Source organism: Collinsella aerofaciens (assembly GCF_015670795.1).
Lineage (GTDB): Bacteria > Actinomycetota > Coriobacteriia > Coriobacteriales > Coriobacteriaceae > Collinsella > Collinsella aerofaciens_Q.
On record NZ_JADPCJ010000019.1, the window covers coordinates 15,597 to 31,471 of the forward strand.

Annotated in this window: 12 protein-coding genes and 2 tRNA genes; 12 read left to right on the forward strand and 2 right to left on the reverse strand. The window is 61.1% G+C overall.

Annotated features, from left to right (window positions below):
* Positions 1-7: 7 nt before the first annotated feature.
* The 4 genes from murQ (at position 8) to I4W09_RS06880 (ending at position 4,041) form a co-directional block, all read left to right on the forward strand.
* Complete coding sequence (gene murQ, locus I4W09_RS06865; protein WP_196033092.1) at positions 8-931, forward strand: N-acetylmuramic acid 6-phosphate etherase; 924 nt, start codon at positions 8-10, stop codon at positions 929-931.
* A gap of 57 nt (positions 932-988) precedes the next feature.
* On the forward strand, positions 989-2,419 hold the full coding sequence (locus tag I4W09_RS06870) for a PTS transporter subunit EIIC (protein ID WP_055310344.1): 1,431 nt from the start codon (positions 989-991) through the stop codon (positions 2,417-2,419).
* A 117-nt stretch (positions 2,420-2,536) separates the two neighbouring features.
* Positions 2,537-3,589, forward strand: coding sequence for a MupG family TIM beta-alpha barrel fold protein (locus I4W09_RS10700; protein ID WP_161115426.1), 1,053 nt, complete (start codon positions 2,537-2,539; stop codon positions 3,587-3,589).
* Between the two features lie 92 nt (positions 3,590-3,681).
* The gene (locus tag I4W09_RS06880) at positions 3,682-4,041 is read left to right on the forward strand and encodes an arsenate reductase family protein (RefSeq protein WP_006235321.1); all 360 of its coding nucleotides are present in this window, start codon (positions 3,682-3,684) and stop codon (positions 4,039-4,041) included.
* A 196-nt stretch (positions 4,042-4,237) separates the two neighbouring features.
* Here I4W09_RS06880 and I4W09_RS06885 read toward each other — a convergent pair whose 3' ends face one another.
* Positions 4,238-4,648 carry a hypothetical protein gene (locus I4W09_RS06885; protein ID WP_006235322.1) on the reverse strand — a complete coding sequence of 137 codons (411 nt, stop codon included), beginning with the start codon at positions 4,646-4,648 and terminating at the stop codon, positions 4,238-4,240.
* A gap of 276 nt (positions 4,649-4,924) precedes the next feature.
* Between I4W09_RS06885 and I4W09_RS06890 the strand changes: the two genes are divergently transcribed.
* From I4W09_RS06890 to I4W09_RS06915, 6 genes are all read left to right on the forward strand, one after another.
* Positions 4,925-4,998, forward strand: a tRNA-Gln gene (locus tag I4W09_RS06890).
* Positions 4,999-5,015: 17 nt separating this feature from the next.
* Positions 5,016-5,092, forward strand: a tRNA-Glu gene (locus tag I4W09_RS06895).
* Between the two features lie 94 nt (positions 5,093-5,186).
* Positions 5,187-6,104, forward strand: coding sequence for a tetratricopeptide repeat protein (locus I4W09_RS06900; protein ID WP_006235324.1), 918 nt, complete (start codon positions 5,187-5,189; stop codon positions 6,102-6,104).
* On the forward strand, positions 6,094-6,564 hold the full coding sequence (gene smpB / locus I4W09_RS06905; RefSeq protein ID WP_006235325.1) for an SsrA-binding protein SmpB: 471 nt from the start codon (positions 6,094-6,096) through the stop codon (positions 6,562-6,564). The genes I4W09_RS06900 and smpB overlap by 11 nt, the downstream gene beginning before the upstream one ends.
* Before the next feature lie 206 nt (positions 6,565-6,770).
* Positions 6,771-7,274 carry a flavin reductase family protein gene (locus tag I4W09_RS06910; protein WP_196033096.1) on the forward strand — a complete coding sequence of 168 codons (504 nt, stop codon included), beginning with the start codon at positions 6,771-6,773 and terminating at the stop codon, positions 7,272-7,274.
* A gap of 88 nt (positions 7,275-7,362) precedes the next feature.
* Entirely contained in the window at positions 7,363-7,506 is a 144-nt protein-coding gene (locus I4W09_RS06915) for a rubredoxin-like domain-containing protein (RefSeq protein ID WP_006235327.1), read from the forward strand.
* A gap of 152 nt (positions 7,507-7,658) precedes the next feature.
* On the opposite strand, the gene I4W09_RS06920 is transcribed toward I4W09_RS06915, so the two are convergent.
* Positions 7,659-8,915 (reverse strand): Nramp family divalent metal transporter, encoded by a 1,257-nt coding sequence (locus I4W09_RS06920; RefSeq protein WP_196033099.1) that lies wholly within the window; start codon positions 8,913-8,915, stop codon positions 7,659-7,661.
* A gap of 521 nt (positions 8,916-9,436) precedes the next feature.
* Between I4W09_RS06920 and gltB the strand changes: the two genes are divergently transcribed.
* Positions 9,437-14,134 carry a glutamate synthase large subunit gene (gltB, locus tag I4W09_RS06925; protein WP_196033102.1) on the forward strand — a complete coding sequence of 1,566 codons (4,698 nt, stop codon included), beginning with the start codon at positions 9,437-9,439 and terminating at the stop codon, positions 14,132-14,134.
* Between the two features lie 5 nt (positions 14,135-14,139).
* Complete coding sequence (locus I4W09_RS06930; protein WP_196033105.1) at positions 14,140-15,621, forward strand: glutamate synthase subunit beta; 1,482 nt, start codon at positions 14,140-14,142, stop codon at positions 15,619-15,621.
* Positions 15,622-15,875: the final 254 nt, after the last annotated feature.

Below are 15,875 nucleotides of genomic sequence, written 5' to 3' on the forward strand. Positions count from 1 at the left end.
GAATGAAATGCTCGATTTAACAAAATTCACGACCGAACAGCGTAATCAAAGGTCAATGGACCTCGATACGATGACATCGCTGCAAATCGTCACGACGATGAACGATGAGGATCTCCGTGCCGTCCAGTCGGTCACGAAAGTGTTGCCACAGGTTGCCACGGCAATCGACTGGGCTGCCGAGGCGCTTGAGCGCGGCGGTCGCGTCTTTTACATGGGCGCGGGCACTAGTGGTCGTTTGGGCGTGCTTGACGCTTCGGAGTGCCCGCCTACGTTTGGCGTATCGCCCGATCTGGTCGTCGGGCTCATTGCCGGGGGCGAGACGGCGTTTATCAAGGCTGTCGAAGGTGCCGAAGACAGCGATGAGCTTGGCGCGAACGACCTGCGAGAGCGTGGACTCTCGGACAAGGATCTTGTCGTTGGCCTGGCGGCAAGCGGCCGTACTCCTTATGTGGTGGGCGGCCTTGCGTACGCCAAGGCAACTGGGTGCAAGACCATTGCAATTGCCTGCAACCAAGGGTCGAAGATCGGGGAGAGCGCAGATCTTGCCATTGAGCCCGTGCCCGGTCCCGAGGTGCTGACCGGCTCAACGAGGCTCAAGGCGGGAACGGTTCAAAAGCTCATTCTCAACATGATTTCGACCGGTGCCATGGTCAAGATCGGCAAGGTATACCAAAACCTGATGGTCGATGTGCAGCAGACGAACGAGAAGTTGGTGGTGCGCGGCCAGAACATCGTGATGGAGGCGACCGGCTGCACGCGCGAGCGCGCTGTTCAGGCGCTTACAGATGCCGGCGGCCACGTAAAAACCGCTATTGTCTCGGTACTGCTGGACTGCGATGCCGAGCAGGCTGCGGTAGCTCTTGAGCGGGCGCGAGGTCATGTCCGTGCTGCGGTGAGTGGCCATGAGAAGAGCAATGCCGATGCCCAATAGGTGCGCGGCGTGAGCTGATATGACATCCAGACGAGATACCCAATACAAGGAGGAGTTATGACGAACAAAGAGCTGGCTCAAAAGCTGCTGGACCTTTTGGGCGGTAAAGACAACGTGCTCGCAAACGCGGCGTGCATGACGCGCCTGCGCGTGACCGTCAAAGACGCGGGCAACGTCGACACGGAGGGCATTAAGGCACTCGACGGCGTGATGGGCCTGGTCGAGGACGACACGATGCAGATCGTGCTGGGTCCGGGCAAGGTGAATAAGGTGCTCGAGGAGTTCTCCAAGCTCACCGGCCTTGCGAAAGGCGTTGCTGACGAGAGCGTGGTTGACGCTGCGGCCACAAACAAGGCCGCGCAGAAGGCCAAGTACGAGTCCAAGCCGGTTCAGGCCTTCCTCAAGAAGATTTCCAATGTCTTCGTCGCCCTGCTTCCCGGCATCATTGCGGCTGGCCTCATCAACGGTATCTGCAACGTCATTAACGTTTCGACGGCAGGCGCGCTTGCAGGCGAGTGGTGGTACCAGGGCATTCGTTCCATGGGCTGGGCCCTGTTTGCCTATCTGCCTATCTTGGTGGGCTATAACGCGGCGCGTGAGTTTGGTGGCTCCGCTGCGCTGGGCGGCATCGCCGGCATGATGTGTATCGCCAACAGTGCCATGCCCCTGCTTGCGCCTGGCGCGGCTGATCCTGCCACTGCCATTCTGCTGCCGCTCACCAATGCGCAGTACAACCCCGCAGCGGGCGGCATGATCGCGGCTCTCATCGCTGGTGCATTTTTTGCCTGGATGGAGCGTCAGATTCGCAAGGTTATGCCCAACGCACTCGACACGTTCTTGTCCCCGCTGCTGGTGCTCATCATCGGCGCCTTTGCTCTGATGCTCGTCATCCAGCCGGTTGGCGCATGGCTGACGACTGCCATCTTTAGCGTTTTGACCTTTATCTTCGAGAAACTGGGCGTCCTGGGCGGCTATATCCTGTCGGCAGGCTTCTTGCCGCTGGTGTCCGTCGGCCTGCATCAGGCGCTCACGCCGATCCACGCTATGCTCAACGATCCCGACGGCGCTACCAAGGGTATCAATTACCTGCTTCCCATCCTTATGATGGCTGGCGGCGGCCAGGTCGGTGCCGGTTTGGCGCTGTACTTTAAGACCAAGAACGCCAAGCTCAAGAAGTACGTCGCAGAGTCCATTCCCGTTGGAATCCTGGGTGTGGGCGAGCCTCTGATGTATGCTGTTACGCTGCCGCTCGTTCGTCCGTTTGTGACGGCCTGCCTGGGTGCCGGATTTGGCGGCGCGCTCGCGGCGCTGCTTCACATCGGCACGGTTTCTCAGGGCGTTTCCGGTCTGTTTGGCCTGCTGATCGTCGTTCCTGGCCAGCAACTCGGCTACGTTGCCGCTATGCTGCTTGCCTATGCCGCCGGCTTTGTCCTGACGTGGTTCTTTGGCGTCGACGAGCAGAAGATCAACGAGTTCTTTGGCGAGTAGTTTGATATCGCGAGCCGTGTTGCTCGGGGCTCGCGGTGCGCGGCAGATTTCTTGATGCTATGGTTGTGCCGGCGGGGCTAACTGCTCCGCCGGCCTTTTTTAAAGGAGCGTTGAAGCGTGAAAACGGGTATTTCGATTTATCTTTCCAGCCCTCTGCAGGATATTGAGCGGACGATTGAGCGTGGTGCCGCGGCGGGTGCGCGCTATGCGTTCACCTCGCTGCATATTCCCGAGGATGGGGGAGCGGCGTATGCCGATAAGGTCCGTCATGTGCTGTCGCTGCTTTCCGCCCGCGGCATTGCGCTCATTGCCGATGTGGGGCCGCGTACGTGCGATTTGCTCGGGCTTGAGCGTATCGAGGACCTGCGCGATCTGGGGTTGGAATACCTTCGTTTGGACTATGGCTTTAGCGCCCAGCGGGTCGCGGAGCTGTCCGGTGTATTTCGCATTGTGGTCAATGCATCGACGGTGAGTTCTGATGAAATCGCATCGTGGCGTGAAGCCGGCGCCGATGTGACTCGTTTTGCCGCCTGCCACAATTTTTACCCCAAGCCTTATACCGGTTTAGCTCTTGAAGATGTTGCTCGGACGAATCTTCGTCTTGCGGCGCTTGGATTCGAAATCATGGCTTTTGTGCCGGGTGATGCTAACGTTCGCGGGCCGGTATTCGAGGGACTGCCGACGGTCGAGGCGCAGCGCGGTCGCGCGTCAAAGGTTGCTCTCAATATGCTTGAGCTTGCACATGGCGCCGATTGCGACATTGTGTTGGTCGGCGACCCCGATCTTTCCGATGCGGGCTGGGCGCAGTTTGCTCAAGTTTCCGCCGGATACGTGGACCTGCAATGCGAGCTTGAGCCCGGTTATGCCTATGTGCGCGGGCAGATTCATCACGACCGGCCCGACTCGAGTGTCCTCATCTTTAGGTCTCAGGAGTCACGTACGAAGCTTAAGCCGGATTCCGTGCCGACGGATGCCGGAGCCGGCCTGCCGCGAAAGGCGGGGTCGATCGCTGTGAGCAATAGCGGATATGGGCGCTACGAAGGCGAGCTTGAGATTGCGCGGGTCGATCTTCCCGGTGACGAGCGCATGAACGTTGCGGGCCATATCACGCCCGAGGCAATGGAACTGCTGCCGTTTATCAAGCGCGGATTCGGGGTACGGTTCGTTTAACGTGTGACCTGCGGGCTACAATTGGCCCATCATACGAAGGCGCCTCGTGTGGCGTGTGCCTGCGTTGGCCGATCTATATTCGGAGGATTCCCATGACTGTACTGTTTGTTGAATATCCCAAGTGCTCGACCTGTAAGAAGGCCAAGGCATGGCTGGACGAACATGGGGTAGAGTATATCGATCGCGATATCGTTTTGGACAATCCCACGGCTGATGAGCTTGCGACCTGGATTGCTCGTTCGGGGCTGCCGGTGCGGCGCTTCTTTAATTCATCGGGCATGAAATATCGAGAGCTGGGCCTGAAGGCGCGTCTGGATGCGGGCATGACGGATCGGGAGTGCTACGAGCTGCTGGCGACCGACGGCATGCTGGTCAAGCGTCCGCTGCTGGTGGGCGACGACTTTGCGATTCCCGGCTTTAGGGAAGCGGCTTGGGCCGAGGCGTTGCTGTAGCGGCTGCGGAAAGTGCGACCCGGAATTCGCTTCCAGAATGGGATGCGCTTTCCCAAAGTGGCCGGTTGCGGAAAGCACGTCCCATTCTGAGCTTCGATTGTGGGACACGGTTTCCGGTTGAGGGCTCGACGGGAAAGTGGGGACCAGTTTGAGCTTGAAATCTGGGGCGCACTTTCCGCCGGCGGGCCTGCCCCAGTCAGTCCGCCAGCTGTGCCCATTCGTGCGGATCGTAGACCTTTACGTGTTTGTTGGGCTTGCCGCTCCAGTACTCCTCGTCCATAAAGGGCAGATATGCCTGAACGCCGGGGCAGATAAAGGGAATCCGCTGCTGTTGCAGTCGCTCGCGCTGGCGCTGCTCCAGGTGCGCCTCGGATATGACGGTCGGCATACCGGACAACTCGACGAGGCTTGCCTGGATTCGCTTAAGGTCGGGGAGTCCCGCGTGCCATGACATCCGCATGATCAAAAAGGATGCACGGCGGTATTTTGCCTGCACCACAGTAATGGCGGGGCGCAGTGTGGGATGGATTTTGTCCCGTTCGGGCCAAAGGTCGGCAGTGATCTCAAGGCCCAGGGTCTCCCATAGGTAATCAAGCTCTTCGTCCATGGCGCCTCGATATCTACGCGATCATTGATACTTCGATTGTGTTGCCTGGTGCTATCGTTTTCACGGTAGAATCTGCCAACGGTTGACGGCTACCGCTCGCGGCGTTTTGCCCTTCGTGTACAGCGGTTGGCTTCACAGGTCCTTCACGGGTTGGACTAAATTAGGCCAATTTGACTGAATTTCAAAAAAGTCAAAATTGGGGCTTGCGTCACGGCGAGACTTCCCGTATATTTCTTTCTTGCGCAAAGGCACAGCCGAGCGCAGCGATGCAGTCATTGGGATGTCGTCTAATGGCAGGACAGCGGATTCTGGTTCCGTCAATGGGGGTTCGACTCCCTCCATCCCAGCCATTGCATTTGCTACATATGGCCCGTTCGTCTAGCGGTTTAGGACGCCGCCCTCTCAAGGCGGAGATCACCAGTTCGAATCTGGTACGGGCTACCAAAATTGAACGCCCGGGCCTCGTAAGAGACCCGGGTTTTGTGTATTGACCGTATATACGGCGCCTGCCGTGTTTCGCTCAGATCGAGGAGTAGCCATGGATCTGCCCATCAGCTTGCAAGACATCACGTATGCCGAGAACTATCTGGCGCAGGGCGACCTGGCTACGGCGACGCCGCTGCTGGAGCGTCTGGTGGAGCTCGCCGAGGAGTATATCGACGCTGAGTGCAAGACGGAGGAGAAGCGCCAATACTTTAGCTTCGATAGCAAGTTTGAGCGCTTGGCCTATCGCCGCGTGGAGAAGGATCCGCGCGAGCTCGTGCAGGTCGAGGTGCCGTTTGACCGCCTGTACTCTGACATGGCGTTTGCCTACATTCGCCAGCAGGATTATGTGAGCGCTCGTAATGCCCTGATGCAGGCTGTGCGTTGGGACCCCATGAACTGCAACTATCGCTTGGATTTGGCCGAGCTGTTCCGCGCACTCGAGGACAAGCAGGAATGGGCATCGCTCTCGTTCTCGGTGCTGGAGCGTGCAAGCGATGGCAAGTGCGCCGCCCGCGCCTACGCCAATCTAGGCCAGTATTTCTTGGAGCCCGAGACCGAGAACGTTTCGGCTGCCGTGGGCTGCGCGCGTCTGGCGCTGCGCCTGGCGCCCAACGATGCGCATACGACGCGCCTGCTCAACAAGATCCATACCACCTATCCGGATGCCGCCGATGAGAGCGACGACCACGTGATGGGTGAACTGGCCCTGCAAGGTGTGCCGACCTCGCCTTCGGCCGAGATTGCCATCTGCCTGATTATGTGCGCGACCGATGCTGCAAGTGACGGCGACAAGCAGGAGGCGACGCGCCTGACGGTGCGTGCTCGCGACTTGGTGGGCGAGGAGGCCTGCGCGGCGATTATCAAACTGGTGCGCGAGAGCGACGCCGAGCTCAATGCCGAGCGCAAGGCAAAGCGCGAGGCTGCGGGCTCAAACGCCGACGGCGCCAAGGAGGCCGGCGATGCCCAGTAAGCGCGAGCGCAAACTCATTTCCAAGAATCGCTCGGCACATCACGAGTACTTTATCGATGAGACATTTGAGTGCGGTATTGAACTGAGTGGCACCGAGGTCAAGTCGATTCGCGAGCGCGCCTGCCAGATCACCGATACCTTCGCGCTGATCCGCGGCGGGGAGTGCTGGCTCGTCGGCCTGCATATCCACCCTTATAGCCATGGTGGCGTGTGGAATCGCGATCCCGACCGTCGGCGTCGTCTGCTGCTGCACCGCAAGGAGATTGACTTTCTTGACGGCAAACTTCGCAACCGTGGTTATGCGCTGGTTCCGTTGGAGCTCTACTTTAATACCGACGGCCGCGTAAAGCTGCTGCTGGGTCTAGGTCGCGGCAAGAAGCTCTACGACAAGCGCGAGGACATGGCCAAGCGTGATGTCCAACGCGAGATCGACCGCGCCCTTAAGGAACGCAACCGCTAGGCACTCTGTATAAGTTGCGGTGGAATACGGACTGTTTTGCCTGTTTGAGGGGCTATTCAGTCCCTATTTCACCGCAACTGCGGGCGTCTCATCTTTCTTACTGTTCTGACACATATGTCTTAAAGGCGGCGTCCGTTATGGGTGCCGCCTTTTTTGTGGGTACATACATTCATGAGGTTCCAACCCGAGCTAGGGGAGTGATCGTTATGGACAAAACTGCGTTCTTTACCATGCCGAGCGGTCTGTACGTGGTGAGCGCTGCGGCAGACGGGTTGCGCGCCGGCTGCGTCATCAACACTGCGGTGCAGGTGACGTCCATGCCGCCGCGTATTTCGGTTGCCGTGAACAAGGACAATGTCACCTCGGGCGTCATCGCATCGGCCAAAGCGTTCGCGCTGACCGTGATCGATCAGACTGCCGACATGCTCTACATCGGTAACTTTGGGTTCCGCACCAGCAGCGATTATGACAAGTTTGCCAAATACGAGACCCGCGAGACGGCTCTGGGCATGCCCTATGTGCCTGAGTACGCGGCGGCCCTGTTTAGCTGCCGTTTGATCGACACTGTGGATGTGGGCACGCATCTGCTGTTTATTGGCGAGGTCGAGGATGCCGAGCGCCTGAGCGACGAGACGCCGCTGACGTACGACTACTATCACAAGGTGCTAAAGGGCAAGACGCCGCCCAAAGCCTCGTCGTATCAAGGCTAGAAATGTTCTAAAAATACTTGCATTATGTTATTGAGAATATATACTAATAAGTAAGTACACCAGCAGTCACGTTCGAGAGGAGAACATCATGGCTGAGGAGAAGAAGACGTATAAGTTTGTGTGCACCGTTTGCGGTTACGAGGTTGAGGTCGACACGCCCGAGCTGCCCGAGGACTACGTGTGCCCGGTCTGCGGCGTCGGCCCCGATGAGTTTGAGCTTGTCGAGGAGTAGCTCGTAGACACACGACTTGCAACAACATATAGCTCTGTCCAAGGGCCCCGGTCGAATTCTCGGCCGGGACCCTTTTGATTTATCTGACGGTTTAAAACGGTCTCACGTGTTACAGATTGAGACGTTATATCTGGACAGTTACGCCATCCCAATTACATCCCCGTTAGCAGCACGATGTCGAGAATCGTCACGATGACGCCGATTCCTACGAGCAGCGCGTTGAGCGGGCGCGAGTTGGTGTATTTGCCCATGACGCGGGGCGAACTGGTGAGTCGTATGAGCACAAAGACCGTAATTGGCAGCTGAAGCGACAGCAGCGCCTGACTCCAAATGAGACCCTCAAAAGGATTCGGGACGACCAAGCACGCCGCCACTGCGCCGACGAAGCAGGCCGCCACCCCGATCGAGGAATGTCGGTCGTGGATGTCGTATTCATCGTCGAACATGCCCGCGGTGATGGTGCCCGCCGCCATGCCCGCCGTCACACTACTCGATAGTCCCGCAAACAGCAGTGCCACCGCAAAGATGGTCGAGCTTGCCGGGCCCAGAATGGGGGAGAGCGTGGCCGCTGCGACGGCGAGGTCGTCTACGACCATGCCGTGCGCAAAGAAGGTCGTTGCGGCCAGGATGACCATGGCCGAGTTGATTGCCCAGCCCACGCCCATCGAAAAGAGCGTGTCGAAGAGCTCGTAGCGCAGACGTTCTTCGATAACCTGCTCGCCTTGGCCTTCAAAGTGCATGGATTGGATGACCTCGGAGTGCAGGAAGAGGTTGTGGGGCATAACGACCGCGCCTAGGACACTTACGATAATCGCGGCCGAGCCGGTGGGCATACAGGGTGTGATCCAGCTTGCGGCGGCTTGCGGCCAGTCGACCTTGACTAGTGCAAGCTCGGCTAAAAACGAAAGTCCTACCACGCCTACGAAGGCGATGATCCATCGCTCGGCGCGTTTGTAGGAGCTTGTCATGAGCATGGCAATCGATGCCGCCGCCACGATGATGCAGCCGGCGCGTACGGGCAGGCCAAAGAGCATTTGAAGCGCGATCGCACCGCCCAGGACTTCGGCCATGGCGGTGGCGACCGTGGCTAGATACGCGCTGCCGAGTATCGCACGCCCGACGAGGCGGGGTAGGTGGCGCGTCGTGGCCTCGGCAAGACACATGCCCGTGGCGATGCCCAGGTGCGCCGCGTTGTGCTGCAGCACGATGAGCATGATCGTGGACAGCGTGACGATCCACAGCAGCGCGTAGCCAAACTGCGAGCCCGCGGCCATATTGGAGGCCCAGTTGCCCGGGTCGATAAAGCCGACGGTGACGAGCAACCCGGGGCCGATATGCCGCGCAATGTCTAGGCCTCCGTGACCACCGGTGCGCCGGGAACCAAAGTGTTGTTTGAGATGGTTGAGCATGGTGCACTCCTGCGTGCCGTTTGTTTGACGCCGTAAAGGGTACCCGTTTTAGGCTTAAAGGTTAACCGAGACTAACAAAATTGTTGTATTTGAATAGGATGGGGAAAGGAGTTGCCGAAATGTCTTGATCTGTAACAACTAGGGATGGAAATTGGACCTAGGTGTTACAGATCGAGACAGGAAGAAATGGTCCTATGGAAAATCTCGATCTGTAACAGTTAGCTGCAAAAACCGGCCCTTCGTGTTACAGATCGAGACATTCGGAAATGTCTCTCGAAAACATCTCAATCTGTAACATCTAGGCGCCAAAATTGGGTCTTCCTGTTACAGATTGAGATGTTTGAAGCGGTGAGCTTACAGGCCGAACTTGGGGCCCTTGTTGTCGTCCTTGAGGTCGGCGGTGTCCACTCGTAGGGCGTGCGTTACGCGATTGTTTCGAAACGGGCGGGAAACACAACGGGCCGGTGATGCTCCTAGTATGCCTATTCAACTGATTGTCTAATATTTAGGGGAGGATCGCGATGCAGGCAGATTCCGCTCAGCAGCAGGGCCTTTATCGCCCCGAATTCGATCACGATGCGTGTGGCATCGGCGCGCTTGCCGATATCAACGGTGAGCGCCATCACCAGATTCTGGACGATGCGCTGTCCATTCTGGTCAACTTGGAGCACCGCGGCGGCACGGGACTCGAGAAGAACACCGGTGACGGCGCTGGCATCCTGTTCCAGGTTCCGCATCACTTTTTCCGTAAAGAGGCTCAAAAGTGCGGCCAGATTCTGCCGGCAGAGGGCGACTATGGCGTGGCCATGCTGTTCTTTCCACAGGACGACAAAGGCGTAGAGGATGCCCGCCTCGTGTTTGAGGAGGGCTGCGCCGAGGCCGGCGTGCCGCTGCTCTTTTGGCGCGAGGTGCCGGTCGACCCACACGATCTGGGTGAGACCGCCCGCGCCTGCATGCCTACTATCCTGCAGGCCTTCCTGGGTCGCCCCGACGACACGCCGGCGGGCGACGCCTTCGAGCGCCGCCTGTATGTGTGCCGCCGCACCATCGAGAAGAAAGCCGACGCCGAGTTTGCCCTGCGCGACAAGATCTTCTACGTGTGCTCCATGAGCTCGCGCACCATCGTGTACAAGGGCATGCTGGTCGCCACGCAGATGCGCCGCTTCTTCACCGACCTCAACGATGCCGCCGTCAAGACGGCCGTGGCGCTCGTCCACTCGCGCTACTCCACCAACACCACGCCCAGCTGGGAGCGCGCGCACCCCAACCGCTTTATCATCCACAACGGCGAGATCAACACCCTCAAGGGTAACGTCAACTGGATTCGCGCCCGCGAACCCAACCTGTACAGCCCCGTGCTGCAGCACGATCTTGAGCGCGTGATGCCCATCATCAACCGCGAGGGTTCCGACTCCGCGATTCTGGACAATGTGCTTGAGTTCCTGGTCATGAACGGTCGCCCGCTTACGCGTGCTGCATCCATGCTGCTGCCCGAGCCGTGGGACCACAACGACAGCCTGAGCGAGGAGCGCCGCGCCTACGACGCTTACCAGTCCATGCTCATGGAGCCGTGGGATGGCCCGGCGGCCATCGCCTTTACCGACGGTCGCACGCTGGGCGCCGCCCTCGACCGTAACGGCCTGCGCCCCGCTCGTTACTACGTGACGCGCGACGGCCGCTTTATGCTGGCAAGCGAGGTGGGCACCATCGAGGTGAGCCCCGAGAACATCCTGACGAGCGGCTGTCTGGGGCCGGGCCAGATGCTCGAGGTTGACTTTGCCCGCGGGCGCGTCATCTACAACGACGAGCTGCGCGCCCGTTATGCCAAGGAAAAGCCCTACCGTGATTGGATTGCCGAGGAGACGCTGACCGTTGACGCGCTCGATGAGCCCGTTGCGGCAACGCCCGCCGAGGACGCCGAGGTGCCCGCCGCCGTGCGCATGGCCAAGCTCGGCTACCACTGGGATGACGTCGACGAGGTCGTGCGTCCCATGGCCCAGCAGGGCAAGGCACCGCTCGCCTCGATGGGCATCGACGCGCCGCTGGCCTGCCTGTCCAAGAAGACGCGTTCGTTCTTCGATTACTTCTATCAGCTGTTCGCCCAGGTCACGAATCCGCCGATCGATGCCCTGCGCGAGCACATGGTCACCTCGACCACGCTCTACCTGGGCAACCACGGCAACCTGCTCGAGGACTCCCGCACGGCCTGCCAGCTGGTGCGCTTGGAGCGCCCGTTGCTCAACGAGGAGGAGTTCGACCGCATCTGCGCCATCGACCGCGTGGGCTTTAAGACCCGTCGCTTCCGTGCCGTCTACCGCCGCGATGCCGGCGAGGGCGCGCTGCAGGCTACGCTCAAGCAGCTTGCAGAGGATGTTGAGGCTGCGGTCCGCGACGGCGTGAACATCGTGGTGTTGAGCGATCGCGCCGCTGCGGGTGAGGTGCCCGTGCCGTCGCTGCTCGCCGTGGGCTGCGTGCACAACCACCTGATCCGCGCCGGCGTGCGTACCTTTGCCGACATCGTGGTGGAGTGCGGCGACGCCGTGTCTCCGCACGACTTTGCGGCACTGGTGGGCTACTCCGCGAGTGGCATCTATCCGTACAACGCACATGCGTGCATCCGCGATCTGGCGGCACGCGGCGACCTGGACGTGACGGCCGAGCAGGGCATCGCCAACTACAACAAGGCTGCGACCGCCGGCATCGTTTCCATCATGTCCAAGATGGGCATCTCCACGGTGCAGAGCTACCATTCGGCGCAGATCTTCGAGGCCGTGGGCTTCACTCCGGAGTTCGTCAACGTGTACTTCGCCGGCACGGTGAGCCGTGTGGGCGGTATGGGTGTCGAGGACGTCGAGCGTGAGCAGAATGAGCGCTACGACGCCGCGCTCGCTATCCTTAAGAGCCCGGCTCCCGATCAGCTGCCCACGTTGGGTCTGACCAAGTGGCGCCCGCTCGGCGGCGAGGATCACCTCATCGATCCGCAGACTGTCTACTTGCTGCGGACCGCCTGCCGCGAGGACAGCTACGACACCTTTAAGGAGTACAGCGCCCGCCTGCACCGCACCGGCCGTGCCGTGCGCCTGCGCGACCTGCTGGACTTTGATGCCGGCGGCCGCACCCCGGTGGCACTCGACGAGGTCGAGCCCGCGCTCAACATCGTTCGCCGCTTTAACACCGGCGCCATGTCGTACGGTTCCATCAGCAAGGAAGCACACGAGTGCATGGCCATCGCCATGAACCGCCTGCACGGCCGTTCCAACTCGGGCGAGGGCGGCGAGGATCCGCGCCGCGAGACCCCGCTGGCTAACGGTGACTCCAAGAATTCCGCCATCAAGCAGGTGGCAAGCGCGCGCTTTGGCGTGACGAGCCGCTACCTGTGCAGCGCCTTTGAGATTCAGATCAAGATGGCCCAGGGCGCCAAGCCCGGCGAGGGCGGCCACCTGCCCGGCAAGAAGGTCTACCCCTGGATCGCCGAGGTCCGTCAGTCCACGCCCGGCATCGGCCTGATCTCGCCTCCGCCGCACCACGACATCTACTCCATCGAGGACCTGGCGGAGCTTATCTTCGATCTTAAGAACGCCAACCCCGGCGCACGCGTGTCGGTCAAGCTGGTCAGCGAGGCCGGCGTCGGCACCATCGCCACCGGTGTGGCCAAGGGTGCCGCCGACAAGATCTTGATCAGCGGCCACAACGGCGGCTCCGGTGCTGCGGCGCGCGATTCGATCTGGCACGCCGGTCTGCCGCTGGAGCTTGGCCTTGCCGAGGCCCAGCAGACGCTGCTGCAAAACGGCCTGCGCTCACGCGTGGTGCTCGAAGCCGACGGCAAGCTCATGGACGGCACCGATGTCGCCGTCGCCTGCCTGCTGGGTGCCGAGGAGTTTGGCTTTGCGACCATGCCGCTCATCTCCATGGGCTGCCTTATGCAGCGCGACTGCCAGCAGGATACCTGCCCGGCCGGCATCGCCACGCAAAACTGTCGCCTGCGTCGCGGCTTCCGCGGCAAGCCCGAGCACGTCGAGCACTTTATGCTCTTTGTTGCCGAGCAGCTGCGCGAGGTCATGGCGAGCCTGGGCTTCCGCACCGTCGACGAGATGGTCGGCCATCCCGAGTGCTTGCGCCAGATTGAGGTCCCGGGCAACCGCAAGGCCAACCTGCTCGATCTGTCGCCCGTGCTGGCGAGCGCGACCTGCGAGTTCGGTGCCCACATCCCGGGTGCCGACGGTCGTCACTTCCTGCCGCAGATGGCTGCGGACAGCGAGCTCGAAAAGACGCTCGACTCCACGTTGTTTGTGCCCTATACGGCCGATGCCCGTGCGCACCTGCGTCCGATTCGCTTCCGCGCCGATATCGCCAACGTCAACCGCTGCGTGGGCACCATCTTGGGCAACGCGGTGACCAAGGCGCATCCCGAGGGCCTGCCCGCCGGCTCCATCACCATCGATTGCGATGGTTCGGCCGGTCAGAGCTTTGGCGCCTTCCTGCCGCGCGGCATTACGCTCAACGTGTGCGGCGACGCCAACGACTACTTTGGCAAGGGCCTTTCGGGCGGCGAGGTGTCGGTGCGCCCCAACCCGCATGCGACCTACAAGTTCGACGAGAACATCATCGTGGGCAACGTTGCGTTCTTTGGCGCTACGAGTGGCCGCGGCTTCATTAACGGCCTGGCCGGCCAGCGCTTTGGCGTACGCAACTCCGGTGCCACGGTGGTGGTCGAGGGCTGCGGCAACCATGGCTGCGAGTACATGACGGGAGGTCTGGCGCTCATCCTGGGCGAGGTCGGGCAGAACTTCGCCGCCGGCATGACGGGCGGCGTGGCTTACGTCTTTGACCAGTACGGCACGCTCGATGCCCGTGTGAACCACGAGAGCGTTGATCTTAAAGCCCCGACGGCCGGTGAGCTGGCGCAGATTCGTGCGCTCGTCCAGGAGCACGTGGACGCGACGCAGAGCCCGCGCGGCATTAAGTTGCTCTACAGCTTTGAGACGATGAGCAAGCACTTTGTGAAGGTCATTCCGACCGAGTACGAGCGCGTGCTGGCGATTGTCGCCGCCGCCGAGGCCGTCGGCAAGACGCATGAGCAGGCCGAGGAGCTGGCGTTTGACATTGTGACCGGTCGCGCCGACGCCGCCGATGTCGCTCGCTTTGATGTGGCGGGTGGTGTCGCTGGCGCTGTGCCCGCCGCCGCCAGCTCTGTTGCTTCGACCAAGAAGGAGGCGTAAGTGCCATGGGTAAGCCCGGTGCTTTTCTTGATATCGATCGCGTGACCCACGAGCTGCGCCCCGTGGAGGAGCGCAGCCGCGATTTCGATCTGCTGTACGTGGAGCTCGACGACGATGCGCGCCGTGCCCAGGCGAGCCGCTGCATGATGTGCGGTGTGGCGTTTTGTCAGATGGGCGCGAGCTTTGGCAAGGCGCGTCCGAGTGGCTGCCCACTGCACAATCTGATTCCCGAGTGGAACGAGCTAGTGTATCGCGGCCGCTGGAACGAGGCTGCCGAGCGTCTGTCACTCACCTCGCCCATGCCCGAGTTCACGAGCCGCGTGTGCCCGGCGCTGTGCGAGGCCGCGTGCAACCTGGGCTCGGTCGACGGCCAGCCCACGACGATTCACGACAACGAGCGTGCGATCAGCGACCATGAGTGGGCCAACGGCGGCCCGCGCCGCTTTGAGCCGGCAGGGGAGGATGCGCCCACGGTCGCCGTGGTTGGTTCCGGCCCGGCTGGCCTGGTGGCTGCATGGGAGCTCGCGCGTCGCGGTGCCCGCGTGACGGTGTTTGAGCGTGACGACCGCCCGGGCGGCCTGCTCATGTACGGCATTCCCAACATGAAGCTCGAGAAGTCCGTAGTCGAGCGCCGTGTGGCACTTATGCGCGAGCTGGGTATCGTCTTTGAGCTGAGCGCCGACGTGACGGACCCTGCGGTAGCGGCCAAGCTCAATGGCTTTGACGCCGTTGTGGTGGCTGCCGGTGCCCGCGCGCCCCGCGGTCTTTCGGCTACGAATGTGGATGCTCCGGGCGTGGTGTATGCCGTGGACTACCTGACGGCGTCGACCGTCTCGGTGCTCGATGGTGGTGAGCCCGCGGTGAACGCGCGCGGCCTGGACGTTGTGGTCATTGGCGGTGGCGATACGGGCAACGACTGCGTGGGTACCGCCGTACGTCAGGGCGCGCGCAGCGTGCGTCAGTTTGAGTTCTTGCCGGCTGCGCCCGATAAGCGTACGGCGAGCAACCCCTGGCCGCAGTGGCCCAATGTGAAGAAGACCGACTATGGTCAGCAGGAGGCCATTGCCGCCATGGGTGGCGAGATGCGCGCCTGGGGCGTGGATACCCTCGAGGTGTTGCTGGACAAGAAGGGCGCAGCCGCGGGCCTGCGCGTGGTCGATCTGGATTGGTCGGCCGGCAAGCCTGAGCACATTGCGGGCTCCGAGCACGAGGTGCCGGCGCAGCTGGTGCTCATCGCCTGTGGCTTTACGGGTCCCGAGCACGGCGTGTTCGAAGCTGTCGGCGTGCCTGTTGCCACGGCGGGCCGCCCGCTGCCCGTGATGGCTTCCGAGGGCTCGCACCTTGCGGCCCGCGTGGATGGTGTTGCTGCGGATGCCGCGCCGGTGTATGTGGCCGGTGATGCCCGCAACGGCAGCTCGCTCGTGGTGAGCGCCATGGCCGATGCCCTCGCCTGCGCTGCCGAGGTCGCCGAGGCCTTGAGGCTGTAAGGTAGTCATTCGGGCGCGTCCCCAACGACTAGTCATTGGGGACGCGCTTTTTTTGTCTAGTCGTTGGGGACACTCTTAACGTCTGACTGCTCATTTGCTGACGTGCGGGCTCGCGGTGCCTTGCTGTTTTCGTGATGGCTGCGGCTGGCAAGCTCAAAATCTCTGTTTATTTGCCTATGTTTAACTGGGGTTTTGCTTCGGTATAACGTATCGGTCAAGCGTTCCGTCAAGTATTCGGTCAGCATCTGGTTTGC

Excerpts from the sequence above, each read along its gene's own strand:
- I4W09_RS06870 (WP_055310344.1), top strand. The coding sequence starts at position 989 with ATGACGAACAAAGAGCTGGCTCAAAAGCTGCTGGACCTTTTGGGCGGT.
- I4W09_RS06900 (WP_006235324.1), top strand. The coding sequence starts at position 5,187 with ATGGATCTGCCCATCAGCTTGCAAGACATCACGTATGCCGAGAACTAT.
- I4W09_RS06915 (WP_006235327.1), top strand. The coding sequence starts at position 7,363 with ATGGCTGAGGAGAAGAAGACGTATAAGTTTGTGTGCACCGTTTGCGGT.
- smpB (WP_006235325.1), top strand. The coding sequence starts at position 6,094 with ATGCCCAGTAAGCGCGAGCGCAAACTCATTTCCAAGAATCGCTCGGCA.
- murQ (WP_196033092.1), top strand. The coding sequence starts at position 8 with ATGCTCGATTTAACAAAATTCACGACCGAACAGCGTAATCAAAGGTCA.
- I4W09_RS06880 (WP_006235321.1), top strand. The coding sequence starts at position 3,682 with ATGACTGTACTGTTTGTTGAATATCCCAAGTGCTCGACCTGTAAGAAG.
- I4W09_RS06885 (WP_006235322.1), bottom strand. The coding sequence starts at position 4,648 with ATGGACGAAGAGCTTGATTACCTATGGGAGACCCTGGGCCTTGAGATC.
- I4W09_RS06910 (WP_196033096.1), top strand. The coding sequence starts at position 6,771 with ATGGACAAAACTGCGTTCTTTACCATGCCGAGCGGTCTGTACGTGGTG.
- I4W09_RS06920 (WP_196033099.1), bottom strand. The coding sequence starts at position 8,915 with ATGCTCAACCATCTCAAACAACACTTTGGTTCCCGGCGCACCGGTGGT.
- I4W09_RS06930 (WP_196033105.1), top strand. The coding sequence starts at position 14,140 with ATGGGTAAGCCCGGTGCTTTTCTTGATATCGATCGCGTGACCCACGAG.
- gltB (WP_196033102.1), top strand. The coding sequence starts at position 9,437 with ATGCAGGCAGATTCCGCTCAGCAGCAGGGCCTTTATCGCCCCGAATTC.